This is a genomic window from Polaribacter sp. (assembly GCF_965656025.1).
Classification (GTDB): Bacteria; Bacteroidota; Bacteroidia; order Flavobacteriales; family Flavobacteriaceae; genus Polaribacter.
Genome location: NZ_CBFHJT010000013.1, coordinates 16,487 through 41,166, shown reverse-complemented (window position 1 = coordinate 41,166; position 24,680 = coordinate 16,487). Strand labels below are relative to the sequence as shown.

The 24,680-nt window shown below is 29.4% G+C and carries 29 protein-coding genes; 19 read left to right on the top strand and 10 right to left on the bottom strand.

What is annotated here, in order from left to right:
- Window positions 1-91: 91 nt before the first annotated feature.
- The 13 genes from ACTG3S_RS04060 to ACTG3S_RS04000 all read left to right on the top strand — a co-directional run bounded on the left by ACTG3S_RS04060 (window position 92) and on the right by ACTG3S_RS04000 (window position 11,677).
- On the top strand, window positions 92-751 hold the full coding sequence (locus ACTG3S_RS04060) for an ABC transporter ATP-binding protein (RefSeq protein ID WP_439128096.1): 660 nt from the start codon (window positions 92-94) through the stop codon (window positions 749-751).
- A 2-nt stretch (window positions 752-753) separates the two neighbouring features.
- Window positions 754-1,779 (top strand): hypothetical protein, encoded by a 1,026-nt coding sequence (locus ACTG3S_RS04055; protein WP_439128095.1) that lies wholly within the window; start codon window positions 754-756, stop codon window positions 1,777-1,779.
- Between the two features lie 8 nt (window positions 1,780-1,787).
- Window positions 1,788-2,336: a CPBP family intramembrane glutamic endopeptidase gene (locus ACTG3S_RS04050; protein WP_439128094.1), complete on the top strand. Its 549-nt coding sequence runs from the start codon at window positions 1,788-1,790 to the stop codon at window positions 2,334-2,336.
- Between the two features lies 1 nt (window position 2,337).
- Window positions 2,338-3,102, top strand: a complete 765-nt coding sequence (locus ACTG3S_RS04045; RefSeq protein WP_439128093.1) for a TIGR02757 family protein — start codon at window positions 2,338-2,340, stop codon at window positions 3,100-3,102.
- 69 nt (window positions 3,103-3,171) lie between these two features.
- A complete protein-coding gene (locus ACTG3S_RS04040) occupies window positions 3,172-4,656 on the top strand; it encodes a S10 family peptidase (protein WP_439128092.1) in 1,485 nt (494 codons plus the stop codon).
- A 4-nt stretch (window positions 4,657-4,660) separates the two neighbouring features.
- Window positions 4,661-6,601 carry a BatA domain-containing protein gene (locus ACTG3S_RS04035; RefSeq protein WP_439128091.1) on the top strand — a complete coding sequence of 647 codons (1,941 nt, stop codon included), beginning with the start codon at window positions 4,661-4,663 and terminating at the stop codon, window positions 6,599-6,601.
- Window positions 6,598-7,857, top strand: coding sequence for a dihydroorotase (locus ACTG3S_RS04030; RefSeq protein ID WP_439128090.1), 1,260 nt, complete (start codon window positions 6,598-6,600; stop codon window positions 7,855-7,857). Before ACTG3S_RS04035 ends, ACTG3S_RS04030 begins: the two co-directional genes overlap by 4 nt.
- A gap of 3 nt (window positions 7,858-7,860) precedes the next feature.
- Window positions 7,861-8,187: a hypothetical protein gene (locus ACTG3S_RS04025; protein ID WP_439128089.1), complete on the top strand. Its 327-nt coding sequence runs from the start codon at window positions 7,861-7,863 to the stop codon at window positions 8,185-8,187.
- A gap of 17 nt (window positions 8,188-8,204) precedes the next feature.
- On the top strand, window positions 8,205-8,846 hold the full coding sequence (locus tag ACTG3S_RS04020; RefSeq protein WP_439128088.1) for an alpha/beta hydrolase: 642 nt from the start codon (window positions 8,205-8,207) through the stop codon (window positions 8,844-8,846).
- A gap of 59 nt (window positions 8,847-8,905) precedes the next feature.
- The gene (locus tag ACTG3S_RS04015) at window positions 8,906-10,138 is read left to right on the top strand and encodes a DEAD/DEAH box helicase (RefSeq protein ID WP_439128087.1); all 1,233 of its coding nucleotides are present in this window, start codon (window positions 8,906-8,908) and stop codon (window positions 10,136-10,138) included.
- Between the two features lie 119 nt (window positions 10,139-10,257).
- The gene (locus tag ACTG3S_RS04010) at window positions 10,258-10,680 is read left to right on the top strand and encodes a hypothetical protein (protein WP_439128086.1); all 423 of its coding nucleotides are present in this window, start codon (window positions 10,258-10,260) and stop codon (window positions 10,678-10,680) included.
- A 15-nt stretch (window positions 10,681-10,695) separates the two neighbouring features.
- Window positions 10,696-11,235: a hypothetical protein gene (locus ACTG3S_RS04005; RefSeq protein ID WP_439128085.1), complete on the top strand. Its 540-nt coding sequence runs from the start codon at window positions 10,696-10,698 to the stop codon at window positions 11,233-11,235.
- 25 nt (window positions 11,236-11,260) lie between these two features.
- A complete protein-coding gene (locus ACTG3S_RS04000) occupies window positions 11,261-11,677 on the top strand; it encodes a hypothetical protein (protein ID WP_439128084.1) in 417 nt (138 codons plus the stop codon).
- A gap of 153 nt (window positions 11,678-11,830) precedes the next feature.
- Here ACTG3S_RS04000 and ACTG3S_RS03995 read toward each other — a convergent pair whose 3' ends face one another.
- From ACTG3S_RS03995 to ACTG3S_RS03975, 5 genes are all read right to left on the bottom strand, one after another.
- A complete protein-coding gene (locus ACTG3S_RS03995; RefSeq protein WP_439128083.1) occupies window positions 11,831-13,354 on the bottom strand; it encodes an ATP-binding response regulator in 1,524 nt (507 codons plus the stop codon).
- Window positions 13,355-13,360: 6 nt separating this feature from the next.
- Window positions 13,361-13,846, bottom strand: a complete 486-nt coding sequence (locus ACTG3S_RS03990; protein WP_439128082.1) for a Rab family GTPase — start codon at window positions 13,844-13,846, stop codon at window positions 13,361-13,363.
- Between the two features lie 12 nt (window positions 13,847-13,858).
- Entirely contained in the window at window positions 13,859-14,665 is an 807-nt protein-coding gene (locus ACTG3S_RS03985; protein WP_439128081.1) for a cell envelope biogenesis protein OmpA, read from the bottom strand.
- Window positions 14,666-15,019: a hypothetical protein gene (locus ACTG3S_RS03980; RefSeq protein WP_439128080.1), complete on the bottom strand. Its 354-nt coding sequence runs from the start codon at window positions 15,017-15,019 to the stop codon at window positions 14,666-14,668.
- A gap of 103 nt (window positions 15,020-15,122) precedes the next feature.
- Entirely contained in the window at window positions 15,123-15,905 is a 783-nt protein-coding gene (locus tag ACTG3S_RS03975) for an MBL fold metallo-hydrolase (RefSeq protein WP_439128079.1), read from the bottom strand.
- Window positions 15,906-15,982: 77 nt separating this feature from the next.
- Between ACTG3S_RS03975 and ACTG3S_RS03970 the strand changes: the two genes are divergently transcribed.
- The 4 genes from ACTG3S_RS03970 to ACTG3S_RS03955 are packed head-to-tail and all read left to right on the top strand — an operon-like array spanning window position 15,983 to window position 19,081.
- A complete protein-coding gene (locus ACTG3S_RS03970) occupies window positions 15,983-17,431 on the top strand; it encodes a TonB-dependent receptor (RefSeq protein WP_439128078.1) in 1,449 nt (482 codons plus the stop codon).
- 53 nt (window positions 17,432-17,484) lie between these two features.
- On the top strand, window positions 17,485-18,033 hold the full coding sequence (locus ACTG3S_RS03965; protein ID WP_439128077.1) for an RNA polymerase sigma factor: 549 nt from the start codon (window positions 17,485-17,487) through the stop codon (window positions 18,031-18,033).
- A 33-nt stretch (window positions 18,034-18,066) separates the two neighbouring features.
- Window positions 18,067-18,609 (top strand): hypothetical protein, encoded by a 543-nt coding sequence (locus ACTG3S_RS03960; protein WP_439128076.1) that lies wholly within the window; start codon window positions 18,067-18,069, stop codon window positions 18,607-18,609.
- A 1-nt stretch (window position 18,610) separates the two neighbouring features.
- Window positions 18,611-19,081 (top strand): sensor of ECF-type sigma factor, encoded by a 471-nt coding sequence (locus ACTG3S_RS03955; RefSeq protein ID WP_439128075.1) that lies wholly within the window; start codon window positions 18,611-18,613, stop codon window positions 19,079-19,081.
- A 41-nt stretch (window positions 19,082-19,122) separates the two neighbouring features.
- Here the strand turns inward: ACTG3S_RS03955 and ACTG3S_RS03950 are convergent, their stop codons facing one another.
- The 4 genes from ACTG3S_RS03950 to kdsB form a co-directional block, all read right to left on the bottom strand.
- Window positions 19,123-19,317, bottom strand: a complete 195-nt coding sequence (locus tag ACTG3S_RS03950; protein ID WP_439128074.1) for a hypothetical protein — start codon at window positions 19,315-19,317, stop codon at window positions 19,123-19,125.
- Window positions 19,318-19,443: 126 nt separating this feature from the next.
- Window positions 19,444-19,704, bottom strand: a complete 261-nt coding sequence (locus tag ACTG3S_RS03945) for a hypothetical protein (RefSeq protein WP_439128073.1) — start codon at window positions 19,702-19,704, stop codon at window positions 19,444-19,446.
- A 40-nt stretch (window positions 19,705-19,744) separates the two neighbouring features.
- Window positions 19,745-20,437 (bottom strand): HAD family hydrolase, encoded by a 693-nt coding sequence (locus ACTG3S_RS03940; RefSeq protein WP_439128072.1) that lies wholly within the window; start codon window positions 20,435-20,437, stop codon window positions 19,745-19,747.
- 3 nt (window positions 20,438-20,440) lie between these two features.
- On the bottom strand, window positions 20,441-21,172 hold the full coding sequence (gene kdsB / locus ACTG3S_RS03935) for a 3-deoxy-manno-octulosonate cytidylyltransferase (protein ID WP_439128071.1): 732 nt from the start codon (window positions 21,170-21,172) through the stop codon (window positions 20,441-20,443).
- A 101-nt stretch (window positions 21,173-21,273) separates the two neighbouring features.
- Here kdsB and ACTG3S_RS03930 point away from each other — a divergent pair, with 101 nt between their 5' ends.
- A complete protein-coding gene (locus tag ACTG3S_RS03930) occupies window positions 21,274-21,441 on the top strand; it encodes a lmo0937 family membrane protein (protein WP_439128070.1) in 168 nt (55 codons plus the stop codon).
- 104 nt (window positions 21,442-21,545) lie between these two features.
- Window positions 21,546-21,995 (top strand): hypothetical protein, encoded by a 450-nt coding sequence (locus ACTG3S_RS03925; protein WP_439128069.1) that lies wholly within the window; start codon window positions 21,546-21,548, stop codon window positions 21,993-21,995.
- Window positions 21,996-22,036: 41 nt separating this feature from the next.
- Here ACTG3S_RS03925 and ACTG3S_RS03920 read toward each other — a convergent pair whose 3' ends face one another.
- On the bottom strand, window positions 22,037-24,673 hold the full coding sequence (locus ACTG3S_RS03920; RefSeq protein WP_439128068.1) for a valine--tRNA ligase: 2,637 nt from the start codon (window positions 24,671-24,673) through the stop codon (window positions 22,037-22,039).
- Window positions 24,674-24,680: the final 7 nt, after the last annotated feature.

The window sequence follows — 24,680 nt, the reverse complement described above, 5'->3', positions numbered from 1 at the left end:
AAACTGTTTTATATCAAATTTGAATTTGAAATCAGAAATGCACCCGCTTTTCTGATTTCTTTTTTATATTTTCGTTAGAAATTTAGCGCTAATGATTGTAAGTAAAAATATTCATAAATATTATGGTGATGTTGAAGTATTAAAAGGAGTAGATTTACAAATAGAAAGAGGTGAAATTGTAGCTATTGTAGGGCCTTCTGGAGCCGGTAAAACAACACTCTTACAAATTATTGGTACTTTAGACAAACCGCTTAAAGAACAAGACTTTCAACTTTCTCTAAACAACATTTCTTTAAAAGATTTATCTGATAAAGAATTGTCTTCTTTTAGAAACAAGCATATAGGTTTTATTTTTCAATTTCATCAACTTTTACCTGAATTTACAGCTTTAGAAAATGTTTGTATCCCTGCATTTATTGCTAAAAAATCAAAAAAAGAAGCAGAAGATAAAGCAAAAGAATTATTAGAGTTTTTAGGACTATCTCACAGGATAAATCACAAACCAAACGAACTTTCTGGTGGCGAGCAACAAAGAGTTGCTGTGGCAAGAGCTTTAATTAATAATCCGTCGGTTATTTTAGCAGACGAACCCAGTGGAAATTTAGATAGCGAATCTGCCAAAAATTTACATGAACTTTTCTTTAAACTTCGCGATAAATTTGGGCAAACATTTGTTTTGGTTACCCATAACAAAGAATTGGCAACAATGGCAGACAGAACGTTAACCATGAGAGATGGTAAAATTATATAAAAATGAAGAAAATTGGGTTATTTTTAGTAGCTATAATAACTTTAAACTCTTGTGCAACCATTTTAAATGGTAAAACAACTACAGTTAAAATATCTTCAGACAGACCTAGTAAAATCATTTTTAAAAAAGATACCATCTCTATAAATAATAGAAAAACTACTATAAAACCAAAACGCTCTAAAAAACCTTTAAAAATTACAGTTTTAAAAGATACTTTACAGCAAGATTTTTATTTTGAAAAAAAAATATCTGCTACCTCTATTCTAAATTTGTATAATTATGGCATAGGACTAATTCCAGACATTTTTACTCAAAAAATTTATAGGTATCCTAATAATTTACATTTTATTACAGATAGTACATCTAATAAAATTGTTTTAGGTCATAAAAAAATAGTTGCAATACCAAAAAATAAATTATTTGTTTATACCTCAATATTAGCTCCTTTTGATATTTTTTCAATACCTATGTTAACTATTGGTACAGAACTTTTTCTTGCGAAGAACTTTAGTTTAAGTGCTGAGTATGGAAGACTTTTCCCAAATGTAAAATTAAGTAGTCATGAAATTAGTTATTTAGAAGAAAAAGCTTTTTCCTTAAGATTCGAAGGCAAGTGGTATAATGGTATCAATTTAACAAAAAACGTACACTTAAACGAATATTTAGGCTTAGAGTTTAGAAGTATAAATAGTCAATACAATGATATTTTAGATTATTATGAGGACAATACTAATTTTACTTATGAAAACATAATTAGAGATGATTTTGCTACAAAAAAAAGAGTTACAATCATAAATTTAAAATATGGCTTATTAGTTCCAATAACAAAAAGATTTTATTTTGATTTTTACACGGGATTGGGCCTAAGAATTAAAAGATTCAATCATATAAACTTAGAATTTGATAAAAATATACATCAAATTTATGATGATAATTTTCCTTCTTTTGATGTTAGAGTTTTTAAAAATTATGATAAAAGAATACTTTCTAACTTTACATTAGGTTGTAAATTTGGCATTAACTTTTAAAATACACCGTGAAAAAAACATTTATAAATCTTTTAAATTATCTAAAAAATCCTGTTTTAGAAAAAGATCAAAATTCAGACATAAAATATCGTTTAAAAATATTTTTACATATTTTATCTTTTAGCATCGTTACAGGCATAGTAATTTCTCCTGTATTTTACCTTTTTGAAGAACTAAATTGGATAAGTTTAGAAAACCATAAAGTAGAAGAACTATTTGATGGTATGAGTAAATTACAAATAATTCTTTTAGGTGCTATTGCTGTACCTATTATTGAAGAATTACTTTTTAGAGGTCCCATTACTTCCTTTAAAAAGCCAAAAGCCTTTAAACTTGGGTTTTACTTTTTTACACTCGCTTTTGGCTTGGTACACTTAACAAATTTTGATATTACTACCAATGTTCTAATTTTAGCACCCATTTTAGTATTACCTCAAACTTTAGTTGGTGCCTACTTTGGTTTTATTAGAGTACGTTTTGGCCTGCAATGGTCTATGCTATTGCATGGTAGCTACAATTTATTTTTTATTCTTTTAGGCTTTTTATCAGATTTCTAATATGAAAAAAACGGAACTCAAAGACTTTTTAAATGAAAAAGTGGTTTTGTACAACAACCCTAAGTTTATAGAGTCAGACCCTATTCAAATTCCACATTTATTTTCTAAAAAAGAAGACATAGAAATTGCAGCATTTTTAACAGCCACCATTTCTTGGGGCAACAGAACCATGATTATAAAAAATGCTTTAAAAATGATGGAATTATTAGACAACTCGCCTTTTGATTTTGTGAAAAACCATCAAGAATCAGATTTAAAATCATTAGAGAATTTTGTCCACAGAACCTTTAATCATATCGATTTTCAGCAATTTATCACATCTCTAAAACACATTTACAGCCAACACAATGGCTTAGAAAATGCACTTGCCATAAGAGATGGTTCTAAAACTTATCAAACAGCCATCAACCATTTTAAAAGTATTTTTTTTGAAGTACAGCATCAACAAAGAACACAAAAACACGTTTCTGATCCGTTAAAAAATTCGGCAGCTAAACGTATCAATATGTTTTTACGTTGGATGGTGAGAAATGATGCAGCTGGTGTAGATTTCGGAATTTGGAAAACCCATAATCCTGCAAATTTATCTTGTCCTTTAGATGTACACTCTGGGAACGTAGCTAGAAAATTAAAAATTCTACTTAGAAAACAAAACGATTGGAAAGCGGTTGCTGAATTAGATAAAAATCTTAGAAAATTAGATAAAATCGATCCTGTAAAATATGATTTTGCATTGTTTGGTTTAGGAGTTTTCGAAAAGTTTTAATTAGAAGTTAACAACAGCTTTCTAAATCCTTTTTTTTGTAATAAATTAGATGTTTAAAATATAATTATTATGAAAAAAATAGTTGGTATAATTTTCTTATTTTTAGTATTTACTTTAAAAGCACAAGACCATAGAATACCTTTAGACACCACAATTGTAACTACAAATACAGTAAAAATTAAAGGCAAAACAGTGGCTTATAAAGCTACTACAGGTATGCAACCCGTTTGGAATGATCATGGAGAAATTATTGCATCCTTATATTATACCTATTACAAAAGAACAGGTGTAAAAAATACTGCAAAACGCCCAATAATTATGTCTTTTAATGGTGGTCCTGGTTCTGCTTCTGTTTGGATGCATATTGCCTACACCGGTCCAAAAGTACTTAAAATTGACTCAGAAGGTTATCCTATTCAACCTTATGGAGTTAAAGACAATTCTAATTCAATATTAGATGTGGCGGATATTGTGTATGTAAACCCAGTAAATACAGGATATTCTAGACCCATAGTTAAAAAAGGAGAAAAATTAGATAAATCGCTGTTTTTTGGTATTAATGCAGATGTAAAATATTTAGCTTCTTGGCTAAATACATTTATCACAAGAAATAATAGGTGGGAATCTCCAAAATATATTATTGGCGAGAGTTATGGAGGCACACGTGTCATGGGTTTAGCAGCAGAATTGCAAAATGCCCAATGGATGTATTTAAATGGCGTAATAATGGTTTCTCCAGCAGATTATAAGGTATTAAGAACAGGAGGTTCTGTAGATTATGCCATCAACCTTCCTTATTTCACTGCTGCAGCTTGGTATCATAAAATGTTGCCACCACAATTACAAAACAAAGATTTATTAGAAATTTTGCCAGCAGCCGAAGATTTTGCTATAAATACGCTATTACCAGCTATTGCAAAAGGTGGGTTTATAGAAAATTCAGAAAAGAATAAAGTGGCAGAAAAAATGAGCGAATATTCTGGTTTGAGTAAAAAAGTGATTTTACAGAACAATTTAGAAGTATCTCCTAGCTTTTTTTGGAAAGAACTTTTAAGAGATAAAACAGGCAATACTATTGGTAGACTAGACTCTAGATATTTAGGTTTAGACAAAAGAGACATTGGCATTAGCCCAGATTTTAACTCAGAACTTACCTCTTGGCTACATTCTTTTACACCTGCCATTAACTATTATATTAGAGAAGAACTAAATTTTAAAACAGATGTTAAATACAATGTATTTGGCTCGGTTTCTCCTTGGGATAACAGAAACAATAATGTTAGAGAAGGCTTGCGACAAGCCATGGCTCAAAACCCCTATTTAAAAGTTTTGGTGCAATCTGGTTATTATGATGGTGCAACCACATATTTTAGCGCCAAATATACCCTATGGAAAACAGACCCAAGTGGAAAAATGAAAGATAGATTCTTTTTTAAAGGATACAGAAGTGGGCACATGATGTATTTAAGAAATGAGGATTTAGAAAAAGCAAATGACGATTTGAGAGACTTTATCAAACAAAGTTTGTCTAATGGAAAACCTGCAAAATATTAAGTAAATGCAATTTAAAAACCCCGAAGTTTTATACTTTTTAGCACTGTTAATTATCCCCATTTTGGTGCATCTTTTTCAGTTGCAAAAGTTTTTAAAAATTCCTTTTTCAAATGTTGAATTTTTACAAAAACTACAACAACAAACACGTAAAAGTTCTCGCATAAAAAAATGGCTTATTTTAGCCACCAGACTGCTATTATTTTTAGCGATAATTTTTGCATTTTCACAACCTTATTTTAGTAACAAAAACATCAATAAAAAACAACATAATTTTGTATACTTAGACAACTCTTTAAGTACAAACACCAATGGAGAAAAAGGGAATTTATTAAAAATTTCAGCTCAAGAAATTATAGAAAATGCAAATGATAAAAATGAATTTTCATTACTTACAAATTCAGATTTTTTTAAAAATATTAGCAAATCTGATTTAAAAGAAATACTTTTAAACATTCAAAACACTCCCAAAAAACTCCCTTTAGAAACTGTTTTACTAAAAATTAAGCAGGAAAACTCAACGAAAACTAACACTTTAAATAAAAATACAATAATATCTGATTTTCAGAGTAATTACAATTTTAAGTTTACAAATGTAACACCCGTTTTTAGCGCTATAAAACTACAAGCTTCTCAAAAAAACAACCTTTCTATTGATAGTATTTTTATTAGTGACAAAAATAGCACTAATTTTACGGTAAACATCGTGGTTAAAAATCAAGGTGCAGAAAAAGACAATGTGCCTATTGCTATTTTTAACAAAGATGTTTTGGTCAGCAAGCAGTCCTTCCCTATTCTGAAAGATGTAAAAAAAACAATACAATTCACGATACAAAATACTGCAGAATTTTTAGGAAAAATCACACTAACTTTTAGCGATACTTTTGCATTTGATAACACGTATTTTTTTACATTAAATAATAACCAAAAAACACGCGTTTTAGCCATTGGAAATGATCCTACTTTTTTAACTAAAATTTTTACAAAAAACGAGTTTGAATTTACAAAAACTACACTACAAAACATCAACTACAACACCATACAAGAACAACAATTAATTGTCTTAAATGAGTTAGAAGAAATACCAGAAATTTTACTTAAAAGTTTAGTTACATTTTCTAAAAATGGAGGTAGTATTGTCATCATACCCAATGAAAAAATAAACCTAAATTCTTATAATTTATTTTTAAGAAATTTAAATATTGGTAAAATTGAACCAAAAAAAACAGACACTTTAAAAATTACTACTATCAATTACAAGCATCCTATTTTTAAAAATGTGTTTTCAAATAAAGTTAGTAATTTTCAATATCCGAAAGTAAATACCCACTACCCTATTTTAGGCAACAACTCTAAAATTGTTGCATTTGAAAACAACACTTCTTTTATAAGTCAATTAGGCAACAGTAATATTTATTATGTAGCAAGTGCATTAAATAAGAACAATAGTAATTTTTTAAATTCGCCATTGATTGTACCTGTTTTTTACAATTTTGGGAAAATGAGTTTTCAATATCCAAAATTAGCCTACACTTTAGACGAAGAAAACAACATAGAAATTGAAACTTCTTTGGGTAAAGACGTTATTTTAAAAATCGCGAATGAAAACACTTCATTTATTCCACTACAACAAAATTATCAAAATAAAGTAGTATTAAAAACTAAAGAACAACCTACAGAATCTGGGTTTTACAACATTTTAAAAGGTGAAGAAAAAATACAAAGTATTTCCTTTAATTATCCAAAAGAAGAAAGCTTATTAAACTTTTTAGATTTAAATACTTTATCTAAAAACAATAAAAATGTTACAATTTCTAGCTCTATTAAAGAGGTTTTTAATGAAATTAATAAAAATAACGAAGTTCATTGGTTATGGAAATGGTTTTTAGCCTTGGCAATTGTATCTTTGTTGTTAGAAATTTTGATTTTAAAATTCTATAAACCATGATTACGCTTATAAAGTCGGCAAAAATTATAGATACTTCTAGCCCATTTCATCAACAAACAAAAGACATTTTAATTAATGATGGAATCATTACCAAAATAGCAGATAACATTCCAAATAAGAAAGACTATCAACTTGTAGAAAAAGAAAACCTACATGTTTCTTGTGGCTGGTTTGATACGAGTGTTTCTCTCGGAGAACCTGGTTTTGAAGAACGCGAAACCATAAAAAACGGTTTAATGGTGGCAGCAAAAAGTGGTTTTTCTGCAGTTGCAGTAAACGCAAACTCTAATCCTGTAATAGATAATAAATCTGGTGTAGAATTTTTAATAAACAAAGCACAAGGTTTTGCAACTAAACTTTACCCAATTGCAGCGTTAACCCAAGAAAGTAAAGGTGTAGAAATAGCAGAATTGTATGATATGCAACAATCTGGCGCTATCGCTTTTGGTGACTACAACAAACCTGTAAACAATGATAATTTGATGAAAATTGCTTTATTGTACGCTCAGAATTTTGAGGGCTTGGTGTTGAGTTTTCCAAAAAACAAAGCCATTGCAGGAGAAGGCATTGCGCATGAAGGAGAAAACAGCACAAAATTAGGCTTAAAAGGCACACCTGCTTTAGCAGAACACATTCAAATTGCTAGAGATTTATTTTTATTAGAATACACAGGTGGCAAATTGCACATTCCAACTATTTCTAGTGCAAAATCTGTAGACTTAATTAAGGACGCTAAAAAGAAAGGTTTGCAAGTAACTTGCAGTGTAGCTGCTCATCACCTAACACTAACAGACCAAGAGTTACATGGATTCGATAGCTATTTTAAAACCAATCCACCTTTAAGAACCAACAAAGACTGCAAAGCTTTGCAAAAAGGTGTTAAATCTGGTGTAATTGATGTAATTACATCTGACCACAACCCAATAGATATTGAACATAAAAAAGTAGAATTTAGCGAAGCCAAAGATGGAACTATTGGCTTAGAAAGTGCATTTGGAGCCATCAATTCTGTTTTAACTTTAGATGATTTTATAGACAACATTACCCACAAACCAAGAGCAGTTTTTGGTGTAGAAACAACTTCAATTGCTGAAGGTCAAAAGGCAGATATCTCACTTTTTAATCCATCAGAAAACTATACATTTACCAAAGAACATATTTTATCAACCTCAAAAAACAGTGCTTTTTTAAATAAAAAATTAACAGGAAAAGCCTACGGTATTTTTGCAAATAGTCAATTGATTTTAAACGTTTAAATTTTGAAAAATCAGACATTTAAAGAAGGCAAAAACATGGGTATTGTTAGTTATTTAACAATTATTGGGCTTATTATTGCTTATATTTCTAATAAGAATAAGAACAACTATTTTGCTAATTTCCATATTAGACAAAGCCTTGGTTTACATATTTTATATTTTGCAAATAAATATATTGTGTATGCTTATTTTGGCACTGTAGCTGGTAATATTGGCAGATTTGGTGTTTTAGTTCTTTTTGCATTGGGTTTTATTAGTGCACTACAAGAAGAAGTAAAATTTGTTCCTTTATTTGGAGAGAAATTTCAAGAATGGTTTCGAAATATATAAACAAACTTTTATAAGGTATGAGTAACTTACACTACATTGTTAGAGAACCCAAAATAAAAACAACACAACCCCCATTATTAATTTTATTGCATGGTTATGGCAGTAATGAGCAAGATTTATTTTCGTTTGCCCAAGAATTGCCAGAAGAACTATTAATTATAAGCGCACAAGCACCACTTTCTATGAGTTTTGGTGGTTATGCTTGGTATTCTATCAATTTTGATGATATCAATGGAAAATTTTCTGATTTAAAAGAAGCGAAAGAATCGATTAATAAAATTGCTATTTTTATTGATGAAATTCAAGCGAAATATCAAACAAATCCAGATAAAACTTTTTTACTTGGTTTTAGTCAAGGAGCTATTTTAAGCTATTCATTAAGTTTTTTCTATCCAAATAAAGTGCCTTACGTAATTGCACTAAGTGGCTACATCAACAAAGAATTATTGCCTAAAGAAATACCAGCTAACATAAAAACTGAATATTATTGTTCACATGGTACTGTAGATCAAGTACTACCTGTGGCTTGGGCAAGAGCATCTAAACCATTTTTAAATGAGTTAGGACTAAAAAATGAGTATTCTGAATACAATGTGGGTCATGGTGTTGCTCCACAGAATTTTTTGAGCTTTAAAAACTGGATTTTAAAAAATTTGTAGTTTTTAAAAAAAATGAACCACAGTATTTTTTAAACTACCTTTGTTTAAAATTACAATACATGCAGTTTTCTGAAATCCCACTAGATTCCTCAATTTTAAAAGCAGTTGCAGAACAACGCTTTCACACACCTACTTTAGTTCAGCAAAAGGCAATTCCTTTGGTTTTACAAAAGAAAAATGTAGTTGTTACAGCAAACACAGGTACAGGGAAAACAGCCGCTTTTGCATTACCTATTTTACACCTGTTATCAAACAAAAAAACGGAGTCTGAAAAGAAAAAAATAAAGTCGCTAATAATTACACCCACTCGTGAATTAGCCATACAGATTTTACAAAATTTCAATAATTTCGGACAATACACAGCCTTAAAAACAACTGCCGTTTTTGGTGGTGTATCTTTAGAACCACAAAAAGAAGTTTTGGCAAAAGGAGTCGATATTTTAATAGCAACTCCTGGTAGATTAATAGACCTTCAAATGCAAGGAAATATTGATTTGAGTGCTGTAGAAATTTTTGTATTAGATGAAGCAGATCTTATGCTAGACATGGGTTTTATTAAAGACATCAAAAAAATTGAAGGTTTGTGCCCTAAAAAGAAACAAACCCTACTTTTTTCTGCAACAATGCCCAATAAAATTGTTGAATTGTCTCAAATCATTCTAAAAAACCCTGTGAAGATTGAGATAAATCCAGAGGAAGCCACAGCCAAAAATATTGGACAATTACTCTATTATCTCCCTAAAAAAAACAAAACAGATCTCTGTTTACATTTGCTTAGAAATACCATTAATGGACGTATCATTATTTTTAGACGTACCAAGTTTGGGGTAGATAAGTTAGAACAAACCTTACTGAAAAATGGTTATAATGCCATTAGTTTACATGGTGATAAAACACAAGCGATAAGAAACAAAGCGATAGAAGATTTTAAAAGTAAAAAAGCCAATATTTTAATTGCCACAGATGTCGCTGCACGTGGCATAGATATTAGCAATGTTGATGCTATTATTAATTTTGACATTCCCAATGTTGCAGAAACTTATGTACATAGAATTGGTAGAACTGGTAGAGCAGGTAAATCTGGTATTGCGTTTTCTTTTTGTTCTCCTGATGAAAATTCTTATATAAAAAATATTGAAGTTTTATTAGAAAAACCAATTAAAGTAATTACAGATCATCCTTACCCAATAACGAAACCAAAACACACCAAAAAGCAACCCAATACCCTATCTAAACATAAAAAAGGCAGAAAATCTACCGCTTCTAAAAAGAAGAAAAAACGCTGGTATTAAGCTACTTAATTTATTTTGCTTTTAAATCTAAAAACCTGTAACTTCGCTAACACCGATTATAAGTCATTAAAAACGACGTCATATTCGTCTTAAGTTAGCAAACATATAAAACGAACGGTATGAAAAGAAGATTTAAAATTTTTATTTTCACCTTAATGCTAGGGATGGCATTTAATGTAAACGCACAAAGCAAAGTAAATAAGTACAGCTTTTCTGTATATGTATCGAGTGGTACAGCAAGTAGTGAGTGCTTGGATATAAAAAAAGCCTATGTCAGTCCTATTGTCTCCCACAGTTTTGATAAAGAATATAGCTGGAATACAGAATCAGAAACTATGAACTTAGGGCGGAAATGGTCTAAGAAATGTCAAGCAAAATTTGGAATAAATAAAACTTATTGTTGGGGAAGCAGACAACAAGTTTGGCGAAAAAGTAGAAGTGAGGTTGATGAGGAAAGAGATAAAGTAATTGCAGACCTAAGAAGACAAGGCTACTCTATTACAGAGAATTACACATTTGGATTTAGATACAACTACAAATAACAAAATAAATTAAAAATGAAAAAACTATTTATACTTTTTGCAATACTAACCTTAACCAATTTAAATGCCCAAGAAAAGCAAAATGATGCCACCTTGGAGGAGACTATTAGTTTTATTAAAAAATATAAGCATCATATAAATGGAATATGGCTTCCTAAATGGTATAATAAATTTGGGGAAATTGCCTTTAAGAATTATACAAATACATACATCAAGGATTCAGGTAATTATCTTAATATGATAATTGAATCAAAAAATAAGAAAATTGACAAAGATGTTAAAGTTTATTTAGATCTTACAAAATTAAGAAATTCTAGTAACTACTCTACTAGAGGAAATGAAGTTATTGTACTAAATTTTATAGGTAAATATTGTTTTGTCGATGAATATAATGAGCGTAATGATAAAAAAAGAAATTTTAAGGGAAATTTTGTGAGATTAAGCATTAGTAACAGTGAAATGCGACCAAGACTCGCTAAAGCTTTTAATCATTTGGCTTACCTTATGAAAAAGAAACGTTTGGAAAAACAGAAAAACTCAGGGGACAAATTTTGAATTATTAATCAAAAACAAATAAATCATGAAATACTTTCAATCACTATTCAAATCCGTTTTGTGTATGGCTTTGTTGACATTAATGTTCAGTGAAGTACAAGCCCAAAAGATTGTTCAATTTAGCCAGTACAAAATCTATAAAGACGATTACGGCACAACAAAAATAAAAATTCAACCACATACCAGAAGTACCAATGTTGGAGCAGACGAATCTAAGTACCAAAGTGGCTTTAACGTCTATGGCGTGTTAATTTGCTATACTGTGGATGGCGAAAGAAAGGCTAAGCGTCAGGATATGACATATGACTTAAAAAACAAAGGCTATTACGAGGTTGCTTTGGCTTACACAGACAAGGCTAAAGTAGGTTCAGTGAGCGTTACTTATTTTAATATGATAGATGACCCAAAAAGCAGTTGGCCTAAAAAGGACGATTGTTATTAAATATGTTTGCTAACATAGTATAAAAATAATAGCGTTTTAATAGCTAAAACGAATGCGAATTTTATAGATCAAACAACAGTAATAAACCGAAAAGTAAGTGTGTAAAACACCGCTACTATTCTTATACATTACCGTTAACAAATCTCCCAAAAATCAAAGATTTAAAATAATTTTTTGAACAAACTCCTCAGCTGTATAAGGTTTTGCAATTACATCTTTAAAACCTATTTTTTTGTAACGTTTTACATCTTCTTGCAACGTATTGGCTGTTAAGGCTAAAAAAGGAATTTTTTGGTTGGTATTTTTAAAATCTTTTTTTAGTTGCACCAAAGCTTCACCTGTCATATTTGGCATGTGAATATCTAGTAAAACAATATCAAAAGACTTATTTATAAGTGTATTTAAAGCTTCTAATCCGTCTTTTACTAGTGTAATTATAGCATTTTCTTTTTTGAGTATGTGTGCTACAATGGCTTGGTTCATTGCATCATCATCAGCTATTAAAATACGACAGTTTGCTAATGATTTTTCAATTACTGTTGCTTTATCTTCAGGTTTATTTTCAGTGAGATTAAGCACTTTATCAAATGGAATTTCCATTGTAAATGTGGTACCTTTATCTAAAATACTTTCTACAGAAATTTCACCTTCCATAGCTACTAACAAACGCTTTACAATAGACAAACCTAAACCTGCTCCACCAAAAACACGATTGTCATCTAAGTTATTTTGTTGGTATTCGTTAAAAATTTTGGCAGCTTGTTCTTTAGACATTCCTCTACCAGAATCTTTAATTTGAAACTGAATAGTTGCCTTTTTTTCAGTTTCAGCAATGCAATCAACTTTTAAAATAATACTGCCTTGATCTGTAAACTTGATAGCGTTAGAAATTAAATTAGACAATATTTGATGTATCCGAACGTCATCACCTAACAAGTTATTAGGTACATTATTTGCTGTATCTAATTGCAATAAAATATCTTTTTTGCTACTTTGTTTTGTATAGTTGTGTATGCAACTTTTTACAATTTCAGTGATAGAAATGGGTGCATTTAACAATTTTAATTTACCTGCTTCTATTCTAGATAAATCTAAAATATCATCTACAATTACCTTTAACTTTTTACTAGAAAGTTGTAGGTATTTTACATACTCGTTTAGATTATTGTTTGTATTTTCTTCTGATATTAGGCTCGCATATCCTAAAATAACATTTAAAGGATTCCTAATTTCGTGGCTCATAATTGCCAAAAAACGCGATTTTTCTTCATTGGCTTTGTCTGCAATTTCTCGCAATCTTTTTAGCTCTTCGTTTTTTATAGCCAGTTCTCTTTTTATAAAGAAAATATCGTTTCTGTTTTGATTTAATTGGTCTACAATTTTATAAACGTTGGTTCTGTTATGTATTAAAACCTCTATAAAATTATCTTTTTTAAAAAGCTCTATATCTACATTATATTCTGCAGTTCCTTCAACTATAACCATACCTTCCAGCAAAAATGGTTCTGCTGTAGACAAAGCCTCTAAAGTACCTTCTAAGAAAGGACAAACTTTATAAATAACCTCCTGTTTCTTAAAAATCGATTTTGCAAAATTACCTGCAATAATGTTAGTAATAACTCCAGAAAAATCTGTAGTTACTTGTAAAAAGACATCTTCTATTTTTGCAGGTATCAATGGATATTATTTTATGGCTTGAGCGGCTAGTTGCAAAAATGCATCTTCTACATTTTCGTCTTCTTTTGCACTGGTAATTAAATCTATATTTACAGGTATTGTTTGCACAACATCTTTTAGTTCGTTTTCTGAAAGCAGGTCTTTTTTATTACCAACAATGGTAATATTATCTAAACCAGACAATTCTTTAATGTTTTGTAAGTGATTTTCTATAGTTAAATAGGTTTCTTCTCTACTTACATCAAAAACAAACATGGCTGCACTTGCGCCTAAAAAATAAGCTTTGGGTATTTTTTCATCTCCACTTGTACCAGCCACATCCCAAATTAAAAGTTTTATTTCTTGATTGTTGTAAGCAACTACTTTAGAACTTACACGCACACCAATCGTACTTATATAGTCTTCTGAAAATTGATTTAAGACAAATCTTCTAATTAAAGAAGTTTTACCAACACCAAAATTACCTACTAATAATACTTTTTTAGCAATCATAAATTGTATTGATTAATCTATTAAGTGTCTTTCTATCAATACGTTTAATCTTTCTTCATCAGACAAATAATCTCTGTCTCGTAAAATAATTTCTGCTAAATTATTTACATTATCTGCTAAAGTTTCTCTAAACGAAGCATTTAAAACACCTGAAGTTGCAATGGCTATATAAATGGTTTTAAAATTATTGATGTTTAATTGAAAGCTATCAAATTTAATATCTTCTAAATTTTGATTTTCTTTAGAAAACGCTTCTTCTGCAAAAGATTTAATGGCCGTAAGCATGCCAGAAACCATGTCTTTATCTGCAATATTACCTCTTGTAAAACTTCCTGCAAGCAAACCCGAATCTTTTTCTATAATAAAAACCTCTTCTATAACTGGCTCAAAAACTTCTTGCAAAACGATATCTGCATCGTTTTTTTTCCCTTTAAAAAAGCGGGTAAACATTTGTGTAAATGAGAATTTCTCTTGAATTGTTTTATTGATACTGTCAGACAACTTTGTTATTTCGCTAACAATAGCTTTTTTAACCAATTTACCCATAATTGGATACAAGGCTTCTACAACTTCGTCTTGTGAATCTCTAATTTGAACCTTAATAGTTTCTGTGATCGTACCTCCAAAATATTTGGGGAAATTTTCGCGTAAGTCTTCTATTTTTTCATCTACTAAAGGGTCTACTCTTTTAGATAGCTTTTCCCTTTTAATAATTTCTTCACTTAACGCAGTAAATTTCTCTCTATCATCTTCTAGTAAAAGTTCTCTGAGCAACTCAAAACGATTGTCTTTTGTGTTATCTGCAGTTTGCTTTTTCATCTATTCTTGCAACATCAATGCAATTTTTTCTAAAGCTTTTCCTAGTTTTCTTCTGTCGGCTTTTTCATCATCTAAATCTGCCAAACGTTTGTCTAAATCGTCATTTAAATCTTGAAATTTATGATCCATTAAACTTTCTAAATCTGCCAATTTATTTTCTAAATTAGTAACAGCAGCACCTAAATTTTTCTGAGTTTCGTTTTGTAAGGCCTTTATTCTGTTATAAACATCTTCAAACTCAGTATTGTATTGTTGTATATTTTCACCAAAAATAAGGTCTCTAACAGCAGCAATTCTGCTGTCTACTTCTTGGGTGGTTTCTCGAGCTTTACTTTTCTCTGACTTATTTTCCATTGATTTTATGGTTGGGTTAATTAATGGGGAATGTTACAAAACATTTATAGCGTTAATTTTAAAAGGCTATAGACAAATATATTAAAAAATTATGAGTAAAAATCTATGCTTCTATCTTTAAACCATCGTAAGCTAAAAACACATTTTTAGGTAGCTTTTTAGAAACCTCTTTATGAAAACCTAATTTATGACTAATGTGTGTAAAGTATGTTTTTTTTGGTTGTATTTCTGTTACAAAATCTAAAGCCTCTTGTAAATTAAAATGTGTAGGATGTTTTTCTATTCGCAGTGCATTTACAATTAAAAAATCTAAATCTTTCAGCTTTAATTTTTCTTCTTCAGAAATACTTTTTACATCTGTTAAATAGGCAACATTGTTTATTCTGTAGCCCAAAATTGGTAAGTTACCATGCAATACTTGAATAGGCGTAACTTTTAAATCATCTATAAAAAATGAATCATTTTTTACAATATTCGCAGTTACACTTGGGGCACCAGGATACCTATTTTCTACAGAAAAAATGTATTGAAAACGTTGTTCTAAACTTGTTAGGGTTCTGTCATTTAAATAAATAGGCATTTCACCAATTTTGTAACAGTAGGGACGCAGATCGTCTATACCTGCTGTATGATCTGCATGTTCATGCGTAAACAAAACAGCATTAATTAACAGTACATTTTCTCTTAACATTTGTTGTCTAAAATCTGGTCCACAATCTATTACGTAATTTTTATCATCATAAGAAATTAAAACAGAAGATCGCAAACGCTTATCTTTAATATCTGTAGATAAACAAACAGGATCTTGACTTGCAATCATTGGAATGCCTTGCGAAGTTCCTGTTCCTAAAAAAGTGAGTTTTAACAGTTTTTTATCAGTTTTCATTCAAACAAAAATAAGATAAAAATTGACTGATTGCACACTTATTCCTTACATTTGTTAGAACTTATAAAAATAAATTTATGGCAATTTCTTTAAGGGGAGATCAAAAAATAAGCAGTGTACCAACCACAAAAAACAAAGCGCTCAGAATTAACTTAAATTCAGATATTTACGGAACTTTTGCAGAAATTGGCGCAGGACAAGAAACTGCACGTAATTTTTTTAGATCTGGTGCTGCTTCTGGTACAATTGCAAAAGCCATGAGTGCGTATGATAAAGATTTCTCTGATGCTATTTACGGTGTAGAAAATGACAAACGATATGTTACACAACCTCGTTTAAAGAAAATGTTGGGGCATGAAATTGATTTAATTGAAGATAGACTTAGCAGACAAAAACATCCTGATAAATTATTTTTTAGTTATGCCAATACAGTAACCACTATAGATTTTGCAAAAAAATTTAAAGGACATGGTTGGGTTGGTATTCGTTTTCAGTTAGACCCTTTAGAAGGTTATAACGAAATTATTTTACACCTTCGTTTTAAAGAAACAGATGCTCGTTTACAACAAGAAACTTTAGGTATTTTAGGTGTAAATCTAATTTACGGGGCATTTTATTTAAACGATAATCCTAAAGAATTGGTAAAATCTTTTTACCATAATTTAAGTAACGATCAGTTAGAAATTGATATGATTAATTTTTCTGGTCCGCGTTTTATGTATGTAGACAATCGTTTAATGAGTTTACAACTACTTAAAAACGGAATGACCAATGCGGTAATGTTTGGTCCTGATGGAAATAATTTATTACCAGCACAAGTTTTATACAAAAAAAACATATTAGCTTTAAGAGGTAGCTTTAGACCTGTTACAAAAGTAAATATGGATATGTTTGAAAAATCTAAAAAACTTTTCTTAGAAGAAAATAAAGTAGAAGAAAGTAAAACACAAATTATTTTCGAAATTACCCTAAGTAACTTAACTGCTGAGGGTAAAATTAACGAAAGAGACTTTTTAGACAGAGCAGAATTACTTTGTTCTCTAGGACAGAATGTAATGATTACTAGCTTTCAACAATACTTTAAATTAGTAGAGTACTTTAGTGAGTTTACCAAAGAAAGAATGGGGCTTGCTATGGGTGTTTATAATCTAATTCAGATTTTTGACGAAAAATATTACCGTAATTTAAGTGGTGGAATTTTAGAGGCGTTTGGTAAATTATTTTACAGAGATTTAAAAGTGTATATGTATCCTTATCATGACCAAGAATCTGGAGAGTACATTAATAGCGAAAATCTAAAAGTACATCCGAGAATGAAAGAATTGTACAAATTCTTTAAAAATAATGGGCGTTTGATAAACATAGATAATTTTGATAAAGATATTTTAGATATTTTCTCTAGAACTGTATTAAAAATGATTATCAATGGTGAAAAAGGTTGGGAAGAAATGTTACCAGAAGGGATACCAGACATTATCAAGCAAAAAAGATTATTTGGCTACTCAAGAACAAGAGTAAAAAAATAACAAACTACATTAAACCTTTCTAAAAACATTTTGTCTAAACAAAAAAAGAATAGTTGACAGACGAAACTGTTTTAATTGAGCAACTAAAAAACGTTGTTACCAAAGAACAAGCGTATAGAGTATTAATAAAACTCTACAAAGAACGTTTGTATTGGCATATACGTAAAATTGTAATTTCTCATGATGATGCAGATGATGTTTTACAAAATACATTTATTAAAATTTATAGAAATTTAGATAAATTCAAGCAAGATAGTAAGTTGTACTCTTGGATGTATAGAATTGCCACAAATGAGTCTATAACTTTTATAAATAAAAGAGCAAAAGAAAGAAATGTAGATATTTCTGAAATGCAAGAGCAATTAGCCTTTAGTTTAGAGAGTGATGTTTATTTTTCTGGTGATGAAATTCAGCGAATTTTACAAAAAGCCATAGCAACATTACCACAAAAGCAACAACTTGTTTTTAATTTAAAATACTTTGATGAATTGAAATACGATGAAATCTCAGAAATATTAGAAACCTCTGTTGGAGCTCTAAAAGCCTCTTATTATCATGCAGTTAAAAAAATAGAACATTATATAAAAAACAAAACCGATTAAACCTTTTAAAAATAAAAAAGTCTAATTAATAGTATGGAAGATAATCTTAGAAATAGCGAAGAGTTTTTAAAATCTGTAGTAGATAAAACTACTGGATTTTCTGTACCTAAAGATTATTTTAGCAATACAGATGATAGGTTTTCGCTATTTTTAGCAGAAGAAAAAATTCCTAAAAAGACTGGCTTTAAAACACCTACAAACTATTTTAGTGAATTAGAAGAAAGTATTTTAAAACAAACAGTAGCTAAAAAAGAAACCAAAATTATTTCTTTTAAAAAGAGGTTTTTAAACACAATACCTTATGCAGCAGCTGCATGTATACTTTTGTTTTTTAGTATCAACTTTTTTAACATTTCTAATAACGATGAGTTAAATTTTGACAACTTAGTGAACACAGATATAGAAAATTGGGTTTTAGAAAACAACACAGAATTTTCTAATGAAGATTTTGTAAACATATTAAACACAGAGTTTTTAGATGAAAACGAATTTGTATTTACAGACTTAAATAACAACGAAATAGAAGAGTATATTATAAACACAGACAACACTTCTATATTAAACGAATTATATTAAAATGAAAAAATATTTATTAACCTTAGTAACGCTTTTAATGGTTTTACATTCTTTTGGACAAAGTCGTAAAGAAAGTAGAGAAAAAATTAAAGCGCTAAAAGTTGCATTTTTAACTAAAGAACTAAATTTATCAAGTGCTGAAGCAGAAAAATTTTGGCCTCTATATAATAGTCATGAAGAAAAATTAGATACCTACAGAGATAAAGGTAGATCTGAAATAAAAAGAAAACTAAAAGAAGTTGGAGATTTTGATAATTTAAATGAAGAAGAAGCAAAAAAATTTTTAAAACTAAAATTAGATTTAGAAAGAAAAACACTTATAGAAAAAGAAGATTTTTTTAAAAAAGTTTCTAAATTTTTAAGCTATAAAAAAATAATGAAACTACATGTTTCTGAAAGAGAGTTTGCAAAAAAATTAATGTACAAATACGGTAGAGGTAGAAAACCAAAAGATAAAGAGCGTAAAAAATAAATTTGAGTAAATTAAAAAAGAGGTCTTTAGACCTCTTTTTTTTAGTTTATTATTGTCATACAGACGTATAATTCTGGTTTGTTTGCTGTAAATTGTTTTACCCAAATGGTTAGTTCTTCAATTTCATATGGTAACAATCGTTTCATTGCTTTTTCTAATTCTTTGCAAAACAAATCTGAATTAAAGCTCACTTTTTTTAATACAGTCTTAGTGTATTCAAACATTGCTCTAGCCATAATATTTATTGATTTTAATTATAACGTAAATGATGTTCTATTTAGTATAATAACTCACCAAATCTACAAAAAAAAACCATCAATCTAAAATTGATGGTCGTTAAAAAATATTTAAAAAGTGTTAATTTAAATCTTATTCACTTTTTCTATTAAAGCATTTGCTTTTGTTTCTAGCTCTGCACTTACAGCTTTGTAATGTGCTTTTTTGTTTTCTATCCCTTTTTGGTTAATTTTTGCAATTAACTCATCAAAAGTAGTAATGGTTTCATCTACAATTGCTTCTACTTTTTTATTATCACCTTTTAAATCAACTTTTTCGGTTGCATAACCAATAATATCTCCTAAGGTATAATTAATATCTTTTTTTAAGTTTTTTATACTTGCCATAATCTCTTTAATTTTAAAGGTACAAATTTAGGGTATTTATTTAAATAACCGTTAAAAGTTCTTTTATATTTCTTAAAGTAATAAACGCTGTATTTTGTTGTTCTTCTAAAGCTACCTCTTCGTGTACCCATGTTGTATGAAAAGGAATATGAATGGCAGATGCTCCTATTTTTAACAAAGGCAAAACATCTGACTTTAAAGAATTACCAACCATTAGTATCTCTTTGGGTTCGATATCTAAATGGCGTATAATTTTTTTATAATCTTTCGTTTTTTTATCACTCATTACTTCTATATGATGAAAATATTTTAAAAGATTCGATTTTTCTAATTTTCTTTCTTGGTCTAACAAATCTCCTTTTGTTGCAACTATTAATTTGTAATTGCCTTGTAGCTTTTTTAATACCTCTTCTACTCCGTCTAATAATTCTATGGGTTTTTCTAGCATATCTTTGCCAATATCTACTATTTTTTCTATAACCGTTGGCTTTATTTTGTAGTTAGATAGTTCTAATGCGCATTCTATCATAGAAAGTACAAAACCCTTGATACCATAACCATAAATAGCCAAGTTTTTAATTTCCGTTTTAAATAACTCCTGATCTATTTTATTTTTAGTTTCGTATTTAGACAACAGTTTAGCAAACTCCTCTTCTGCTTCTCTAAAATAGGTTTCGTTTACCCATAAAGTATCATCAGCATCAAAAGCTATTACTTTAATATGCTTTTTCATTTTTTATGGTTTTAAATATTGTTTAGCTTTTTCTAAGTCTTCTGGTGTATCTATACCCACAGCCTCAACAGTAGTTTCTACCATTTTAATTTTTTTTCCAATTTCTTGATATCTAATTGCTTCTATTTTCTCAGCAGCTTCAAGAGGTGTTATGGGAGTTTTGTAAAAATCTAATAATGCTTGTTTTCTAAAAGCATAAACGCCTTTGTGTTTGTAATATTTTACGTTGACGTTTGTATCTCTTTGATAGGGTATTACACTTCTAGAAAAATACAAAGCCAAATTATTATTGTCTGTTATTACTTTTACATTATTAGGGTTTTCGATATCTTCTTTATTAGTAATTTGTACTTTTAAGGATGCTAAATCTATTTCGTTTTTTGAATCTTCTTTAAAAACAGTTACCAATTTAGACAGTGAGGCTTTGTCTATAAAAGGTTCATCTCCCTGAACATTTATTACTATATCTGCATCAATATTTTCAACAGCTTCCGCAATTCTATCAGAACCACATTCGTGTTTTTTTTTACTAATAATTACGTTACCACCTGCATTTGTAATGTTTTCTTTAATAATTTCTGAATCTGTTACTACATAAACCTCATTAAAAAGTTGTGTATTTACAGCAGCTTCATAGGTTCTTAATATGACAGATTTACCTCCTAAATCTTTCATTAATTTTCCAGGAAAACGAGTTGCACTATAACGTGCAGGAATCATTGCAATAATTTTCATATACAAATTGTTATAAGCATCAAAGATAATATTTAAATGAATAGCGTTAAAAATAGGCTTGTTTATTTTCTAATTTTGAGTAAACCAAAAAATTTATTATTATGAGAAGTATTTTATGGCTTGTAGCTGTTGTTTGTATCATCCTTTGGGCTCTTGGGCTTTTGGGTGTAATTTCTGGAATTGCAACAGGTAATTTAATTCATATTTTACTAGTTATAGCTATTGTTGTAATACTTTACAACATTATTTCTGGCAGAAAGCCATTATAGGTCTTTAAAGTTGGGATTATAATTTAGCTCAAAATAGTTATACTTTCATAGTATTACATTAACAAAAAAATCAACTTTTATAAATTAATTAAAATCACTTAAAAATGTCTACAGATAAAATTATAATTAAAAATGCACTTATTACTACTTTTTTAATAGGAGGTTTTTTCTTGCTTTGCAATGCTATAGGTTTAGGAGAAAACCCGTATTTAAGATTTTTAAACTTGGCTTTTGTACTAATTGGTATTTATTTAGCCATTAAAGAAAGTGTAATAAAAAATAATGAAACTTTATACACTACCAATTTGGGTATTGGAATTAGAACTTCTGTTTTAGCAGTTGCTTTATCTATAATTGGTGTGATAATTTACATACAATTTATAAACCCTTCTTTTATAGATGTAATGAATAGCTCTTTTCTAATTGGAGGTAATTTATCATTAGCAGAAATTGTTATTACATTGGTTATTGAAGGGATGGCATCCTCCTTTATAGGATCTTTTATAATAATGCAATTTTATAAAAAACCAGAAAAATTAAAAACTGCCAAATAATAAAAAAGCTCACATTTGTGAGCCTTTTTTATTTACATCTATTACTTTAGGCTATTTAAACTACTTATTATAGTTTCTATTTTAGCCAAAGTATCCGCTTCTTTTTTACGTTCTAAAGCAATTACATTTTCTGGTGCATTAGAAACAAAACGCTCGTTAGATAATTTTTTTTGAATACCTACTAAAAAACCTTGTGCCCTTTTTAACTCTGCAGATAATTTTTTAATTTCTGCTTCTACATCTATATTTTCTTTAGAAATGGGTACAAAATATTCGTTAGATTTTACTCTAAAAGAAGCACCATCTACTTTTTCTGAAATATAGTTTATAGCGCTTGTATTTGTTAATTTCTGAATTACAACATCAAAGAATTTACTTTGTTTATCATTATCTATTACAAACAATTCTACTGCATCTTTAAAAGAAATATTTTTCTCTTTTCTAATAGTTCTAATCCCAGAAACTACATCTGTTGCTACCTCAAAATCTGCAATTATTTGTGCATCAAACTCTTTTTGCTGTGGATATTTTGCAACAATTAAAGCTTCTTCTGGAGTTCTATCTGTTATATATTGCCAAATTTCTTCAGTTAAAAATGGCATAAATGGATGCAAAACTTTTAAATTATTTTCTAAAACTTTAATAATTTTATCGAAAGTATTTTTATCAATTGGTTGCTGATAACCTGGTTTTACAATTTCTAATAACCAAGACGAAAAGTCGTCCATAATTAATTTGTAAATAGTCATTAAAGCATCAGATAACCTGTATTTAGAAAAATGATCTTCTATTTCTGCCAATGCTTTATTAAACTTTGCATCGTACCAAGCCAAACCAATTTTTGCAGTTTCTGGTTGTGCTAAATTTTCATCTACTTCCCAACCTTTTATCAATCGAAAAGCGTTCCAAATTTTATTGGCAAAACCTTTTCCTTGCTGGCATAAATCTTCATCAAATAAAATGTCGTTTCCTGCAGGAGCACTTAATAATAACCCTACTCTAACACCATCTGCACCAAATTTTTCTATTAATTTTAAGGCATCTGGAGAATTACCTAAAGATTTAGACATTTTACGACGTTGTTTATCGCGCACCAAACCTGTTAAATAAACATTATTAAAAGGTTTTTCTCCTTTATATTCATATCCCGCAATAATCATTCTAGCCACCCAAAAAAATAAAATATCTGGTCCTGTAACTAAATCATTTGTTGGATAATAATATTTAATTTCTTCGTTCTCTGGATTTCTAATTCCATCAAAAACACTCATTGGCCACAACCAAGAAGAAAACCAAGTGTCTAAAGCGTCAGTATCCTGACGCAAGTTGTTAGCTGTTAGTTGATCGTTTTTAGTTTTCTCTTTCGCAAGTTCAAGAGCTTTCTCAATGTTTTCTGCAACTACAAAATCTTCTTTAGCATCACCAAAATAATAAGCAGGTATTTGCTGTCCCCACCAAAGTTGACGAGAAATATTCCAATCTCGAACATTTTCCATCCAGTGACGATAGGTATTTTCAAACTTTTTTGGCACTAAGTTAATGTCTGTATCATCTCCTAAAACTGCATCTATAGCTGGTTTAGCTAAATCTTTCATTTTTAAAAACCATTGATCAGATAATTTGGGTTCTATAACTGCTTTGGTTCTTTCTGAGGTACCAACTTTATTGGTGTGTACTTCTGTTTTTATTAAAATCCCTTTTTCTTCTAATTCTTTAGCAATTTCTTTTCTTACAACAAATCTGTCTTTGCCTTCATAATGCAAACCTAAAGAATTTAAAGATGCATCATCATTAAAAATATCTATAACCTCTAAATTGTGTTTGTCTCCTAGATTTTTATCATTTTCATCATGAGCAGGTGTTACTTTTAAACAACCTGTACCAAATTCTAGGTCTACATATTCATCTTCTATAATAGGAATAATTCTTCCACAAAGTGGTACAATTGCTTTCTTACCTTTTAAGTGTACAAAACGTTCGTCATTAGGGTTGATACAAATTGCTGTATCTCCGAAAATAGTTTCTGGTCTGGTAGTTGCTATTGTTAAAGTATCATTAGAGTCTTCAATTTTATACTCTAAATAATACAAGTTTCCTTGTCTTTCTTCGTGAATTACTTCTTCATCAGATAAGGTGGTTTTTGCTTCTGGATCCCAATTTACCATTCTGTATCCTCTGTAAATTAAACCTTTGTTGTATAAATCAACAAAAACCTTAATAACAGATTCAGACATTTCTGGATCCATGGTAAAAGCAGTTCTTTCCCAATCGCAAGAAGCACCTAATTTTTTTAATTGTTCTAATATTTTACCTCCATATTCGTTTTTCCAATCAAAAGCATGTTGTAAAAATTCTTCACGAGTGATATCATTTTTAGAAATACCTTGCTCTTTTAATTTAGCAACCACTTTTGCTTCTGTTGCAATAGATGCGTGATCTGTACCAGGAACCCAACAAGCATTTTTGCCTAGTAAGCGTGCACGTCTTATTAAAACGTCTTGTATGGTATTATTTAACATATGCCCCATGTGTAAAACACCTGTTACGTTTGGTGGTGGAATTACAATGGTGTAAGGTTCTCTTTCATCTGGTGTTGAATGAAAATAGTTATTTTTCATCCAGTAATCATACCATTTATCTTCTACTTTACTTGCATCATATTTAGATGGAATTGTCATACTTTGG

Bases quoted from the DNA above. Each gene is read 5' to 3' on its own strand.
- ACTG3S_RS04010 (WP_439128086.1), top strand. From the start codon at position 10,258: ATGAAAAGAAGATTTAAAATTTTTATTTTCACCTTAATGCTAGGGATG.
- ACTG3S_RS03990 (WP_439128082.1), bottom strand. From the start codon at position 13,846: ATGATTGCTAAAAAAGTATTATTAGTAGGTAATTTTGGTGTTGGTAAA.
- ACTG3S_RS03975 (WP_439128079.1), bottom strand. From the start codon at position 15,905: ATGAAAACTGATAAAAAACTGTTAAAACTCACTTTTTTAGGAACAGGA.
- ACTG3S_RS04015 (WP_439128087.1), top strand. From the start codon at position 8,906: ATGCAGTTTTCTGAAATCCCACTAGATTCCTCAATTTTAAAAGCAGTT.
- ACTG3S_RS04055 (WP_439128095.1), top strand. From the start codon at position 754: ATGAAGAAAATTGGGTTATTTTTAGTAGCTATAATAACTTTAAACTCT.
- ACTG3S_RS03940 (WP_439128072.1), bottom strand. From the start codon at position 20,437: ATGAAAAAGCATATTAAAGTAATAGCTTTTGATGCTGATGATACTTTA.
- ACTG3S_RS04020 (WP_439128088.1), top strand. From the start codon at position 8,205: ATGAGTAACTTACACTACATTGTTAGAGAACCCAAAATAAAAACAACA.
- ACTG3S_RS04005 (WP_439128085.1), top strand. From the start codon at position 10,696: ATGAAAAAACTATTTATACTTTTTGCAATACTAACCTTAACCAATTTA.
- ACTG3S_RS03950 (WP_439128074.1), bottom strand. From the start codon at position 19,317: ATGGCTAGAGCAATGTTTGAATACACTAAGACTGTATTAAAAAAAGTG.
- ACTG3S_RS03960 (WP_439128076.1), top strand. From the start codon at position 18,067: ATGGAAGATAATCTTAGAAATAGCGAAGAGTTTTTAAAATCTGTAGTA.
- ACTG3S_RS04040 (WP_439128092.1), top strand. From the start codon at position 3,172: ATGAAAAAAATAGTTGGTATAATTTTCTTATTTTTAGTATTTACTTTA.
- ACTG3S_RS03970 (WP_439128078.1), top strand. From the start codon at position 15,983: ATGGCAATTTCTTTAAGGGGAGATCAAAAAATAAGCAGTGTACCAACC.
- ACTG3S_RS03955 (WP_439128075.1), top strand. From the start codon at position 18,611: ATGAAAAAATATTTATTAACCTTAGTAACGCTTTTAATGGTTTTACAT.
- ACTG3S_RS03925 (WP_439128069.1), top strand. From the start codon at position 21,546: ATGTCTACAGATAAAATTATAATTAAAAATGCACTTATTACTACTTTT.
- ACTG3S_RS03980 (WP_439128080.1), bottom strand. From the start codon at position 15,019: ATGGAAAATAAGTCAGAGAAAAGTAAAGCTCGAGAAACCACCCAAGAA.
- ACTG3S_RS03945 (WP_439128073.1), bottom strand. From the start codon at position 19,704: ATGGCAAGTATAAAAAACTTAAAAAAAGATATTAATTATACCTTAGGA.
- kdsB (WP_439128071.1), bottom strand. From the start codon at position 21,172: ATGAAAATTATTGCAATGATTCCTGCACGTTATAGTGCAACTCGTTTT.
- ACTG3S_RS04000 (WP_439128084.1), top strand. From the start codon at position 11,261: ATGAAATACTTTCAATCACTATTCAAATCCGTTTTGTGTATGGCTTTG.
- ACTG3S_RS03985 (WP_439128081.1), bottom strand. From the start codon at position 14,665: ATGAAAAAGCAAACTGCAGATAACACAAAAGACAATCGTTTTGAGTTG.
- ACTG3S_RS04060 (WP_439128096.1), top strand. From the start codon at position 92: ATGATTGTAAGTAAAAATATTCATAAATATTATGGTGATGTTGAAGTA.
- ACTG3S_RS03920 (WP_439128068.1), bottom strand. From the start codon at position 24,673: ATGACAATTCCATCTAAATATGATGCAAGTAAAGTAGAAGATAAATGG.
- ACTG3S_RS04035 (WP_439128091.1), top strand. From the start codon at position 4,661: ATGCAATTTAAAAACCCCGAAGTTTTATACTTTTTAGCACTGTTAATT.
- ACTG3S_RS04030 (WP_439128090.1), top strand. From the start codon at position 6,598: ATGATTACGCTTATAAAGTCGGCAAAAATTATAGATACTTCTAGCCCA.
- ACTG3S_RS04045 (WP_439128093.1), top strand. From the start codon at position 2,338: ATGAAAAAAACGGAACTCAAAGACTTTTTAAATGAAAAAGTGGTTTTG.
- ACTG3S_RS03930 (WP_439128070.1), top strand. From the start codon at position 21,274: ATGAGAAGTATTTTATGGCTTGTAGCTGTTGTTTGTATCATCCTTTGG.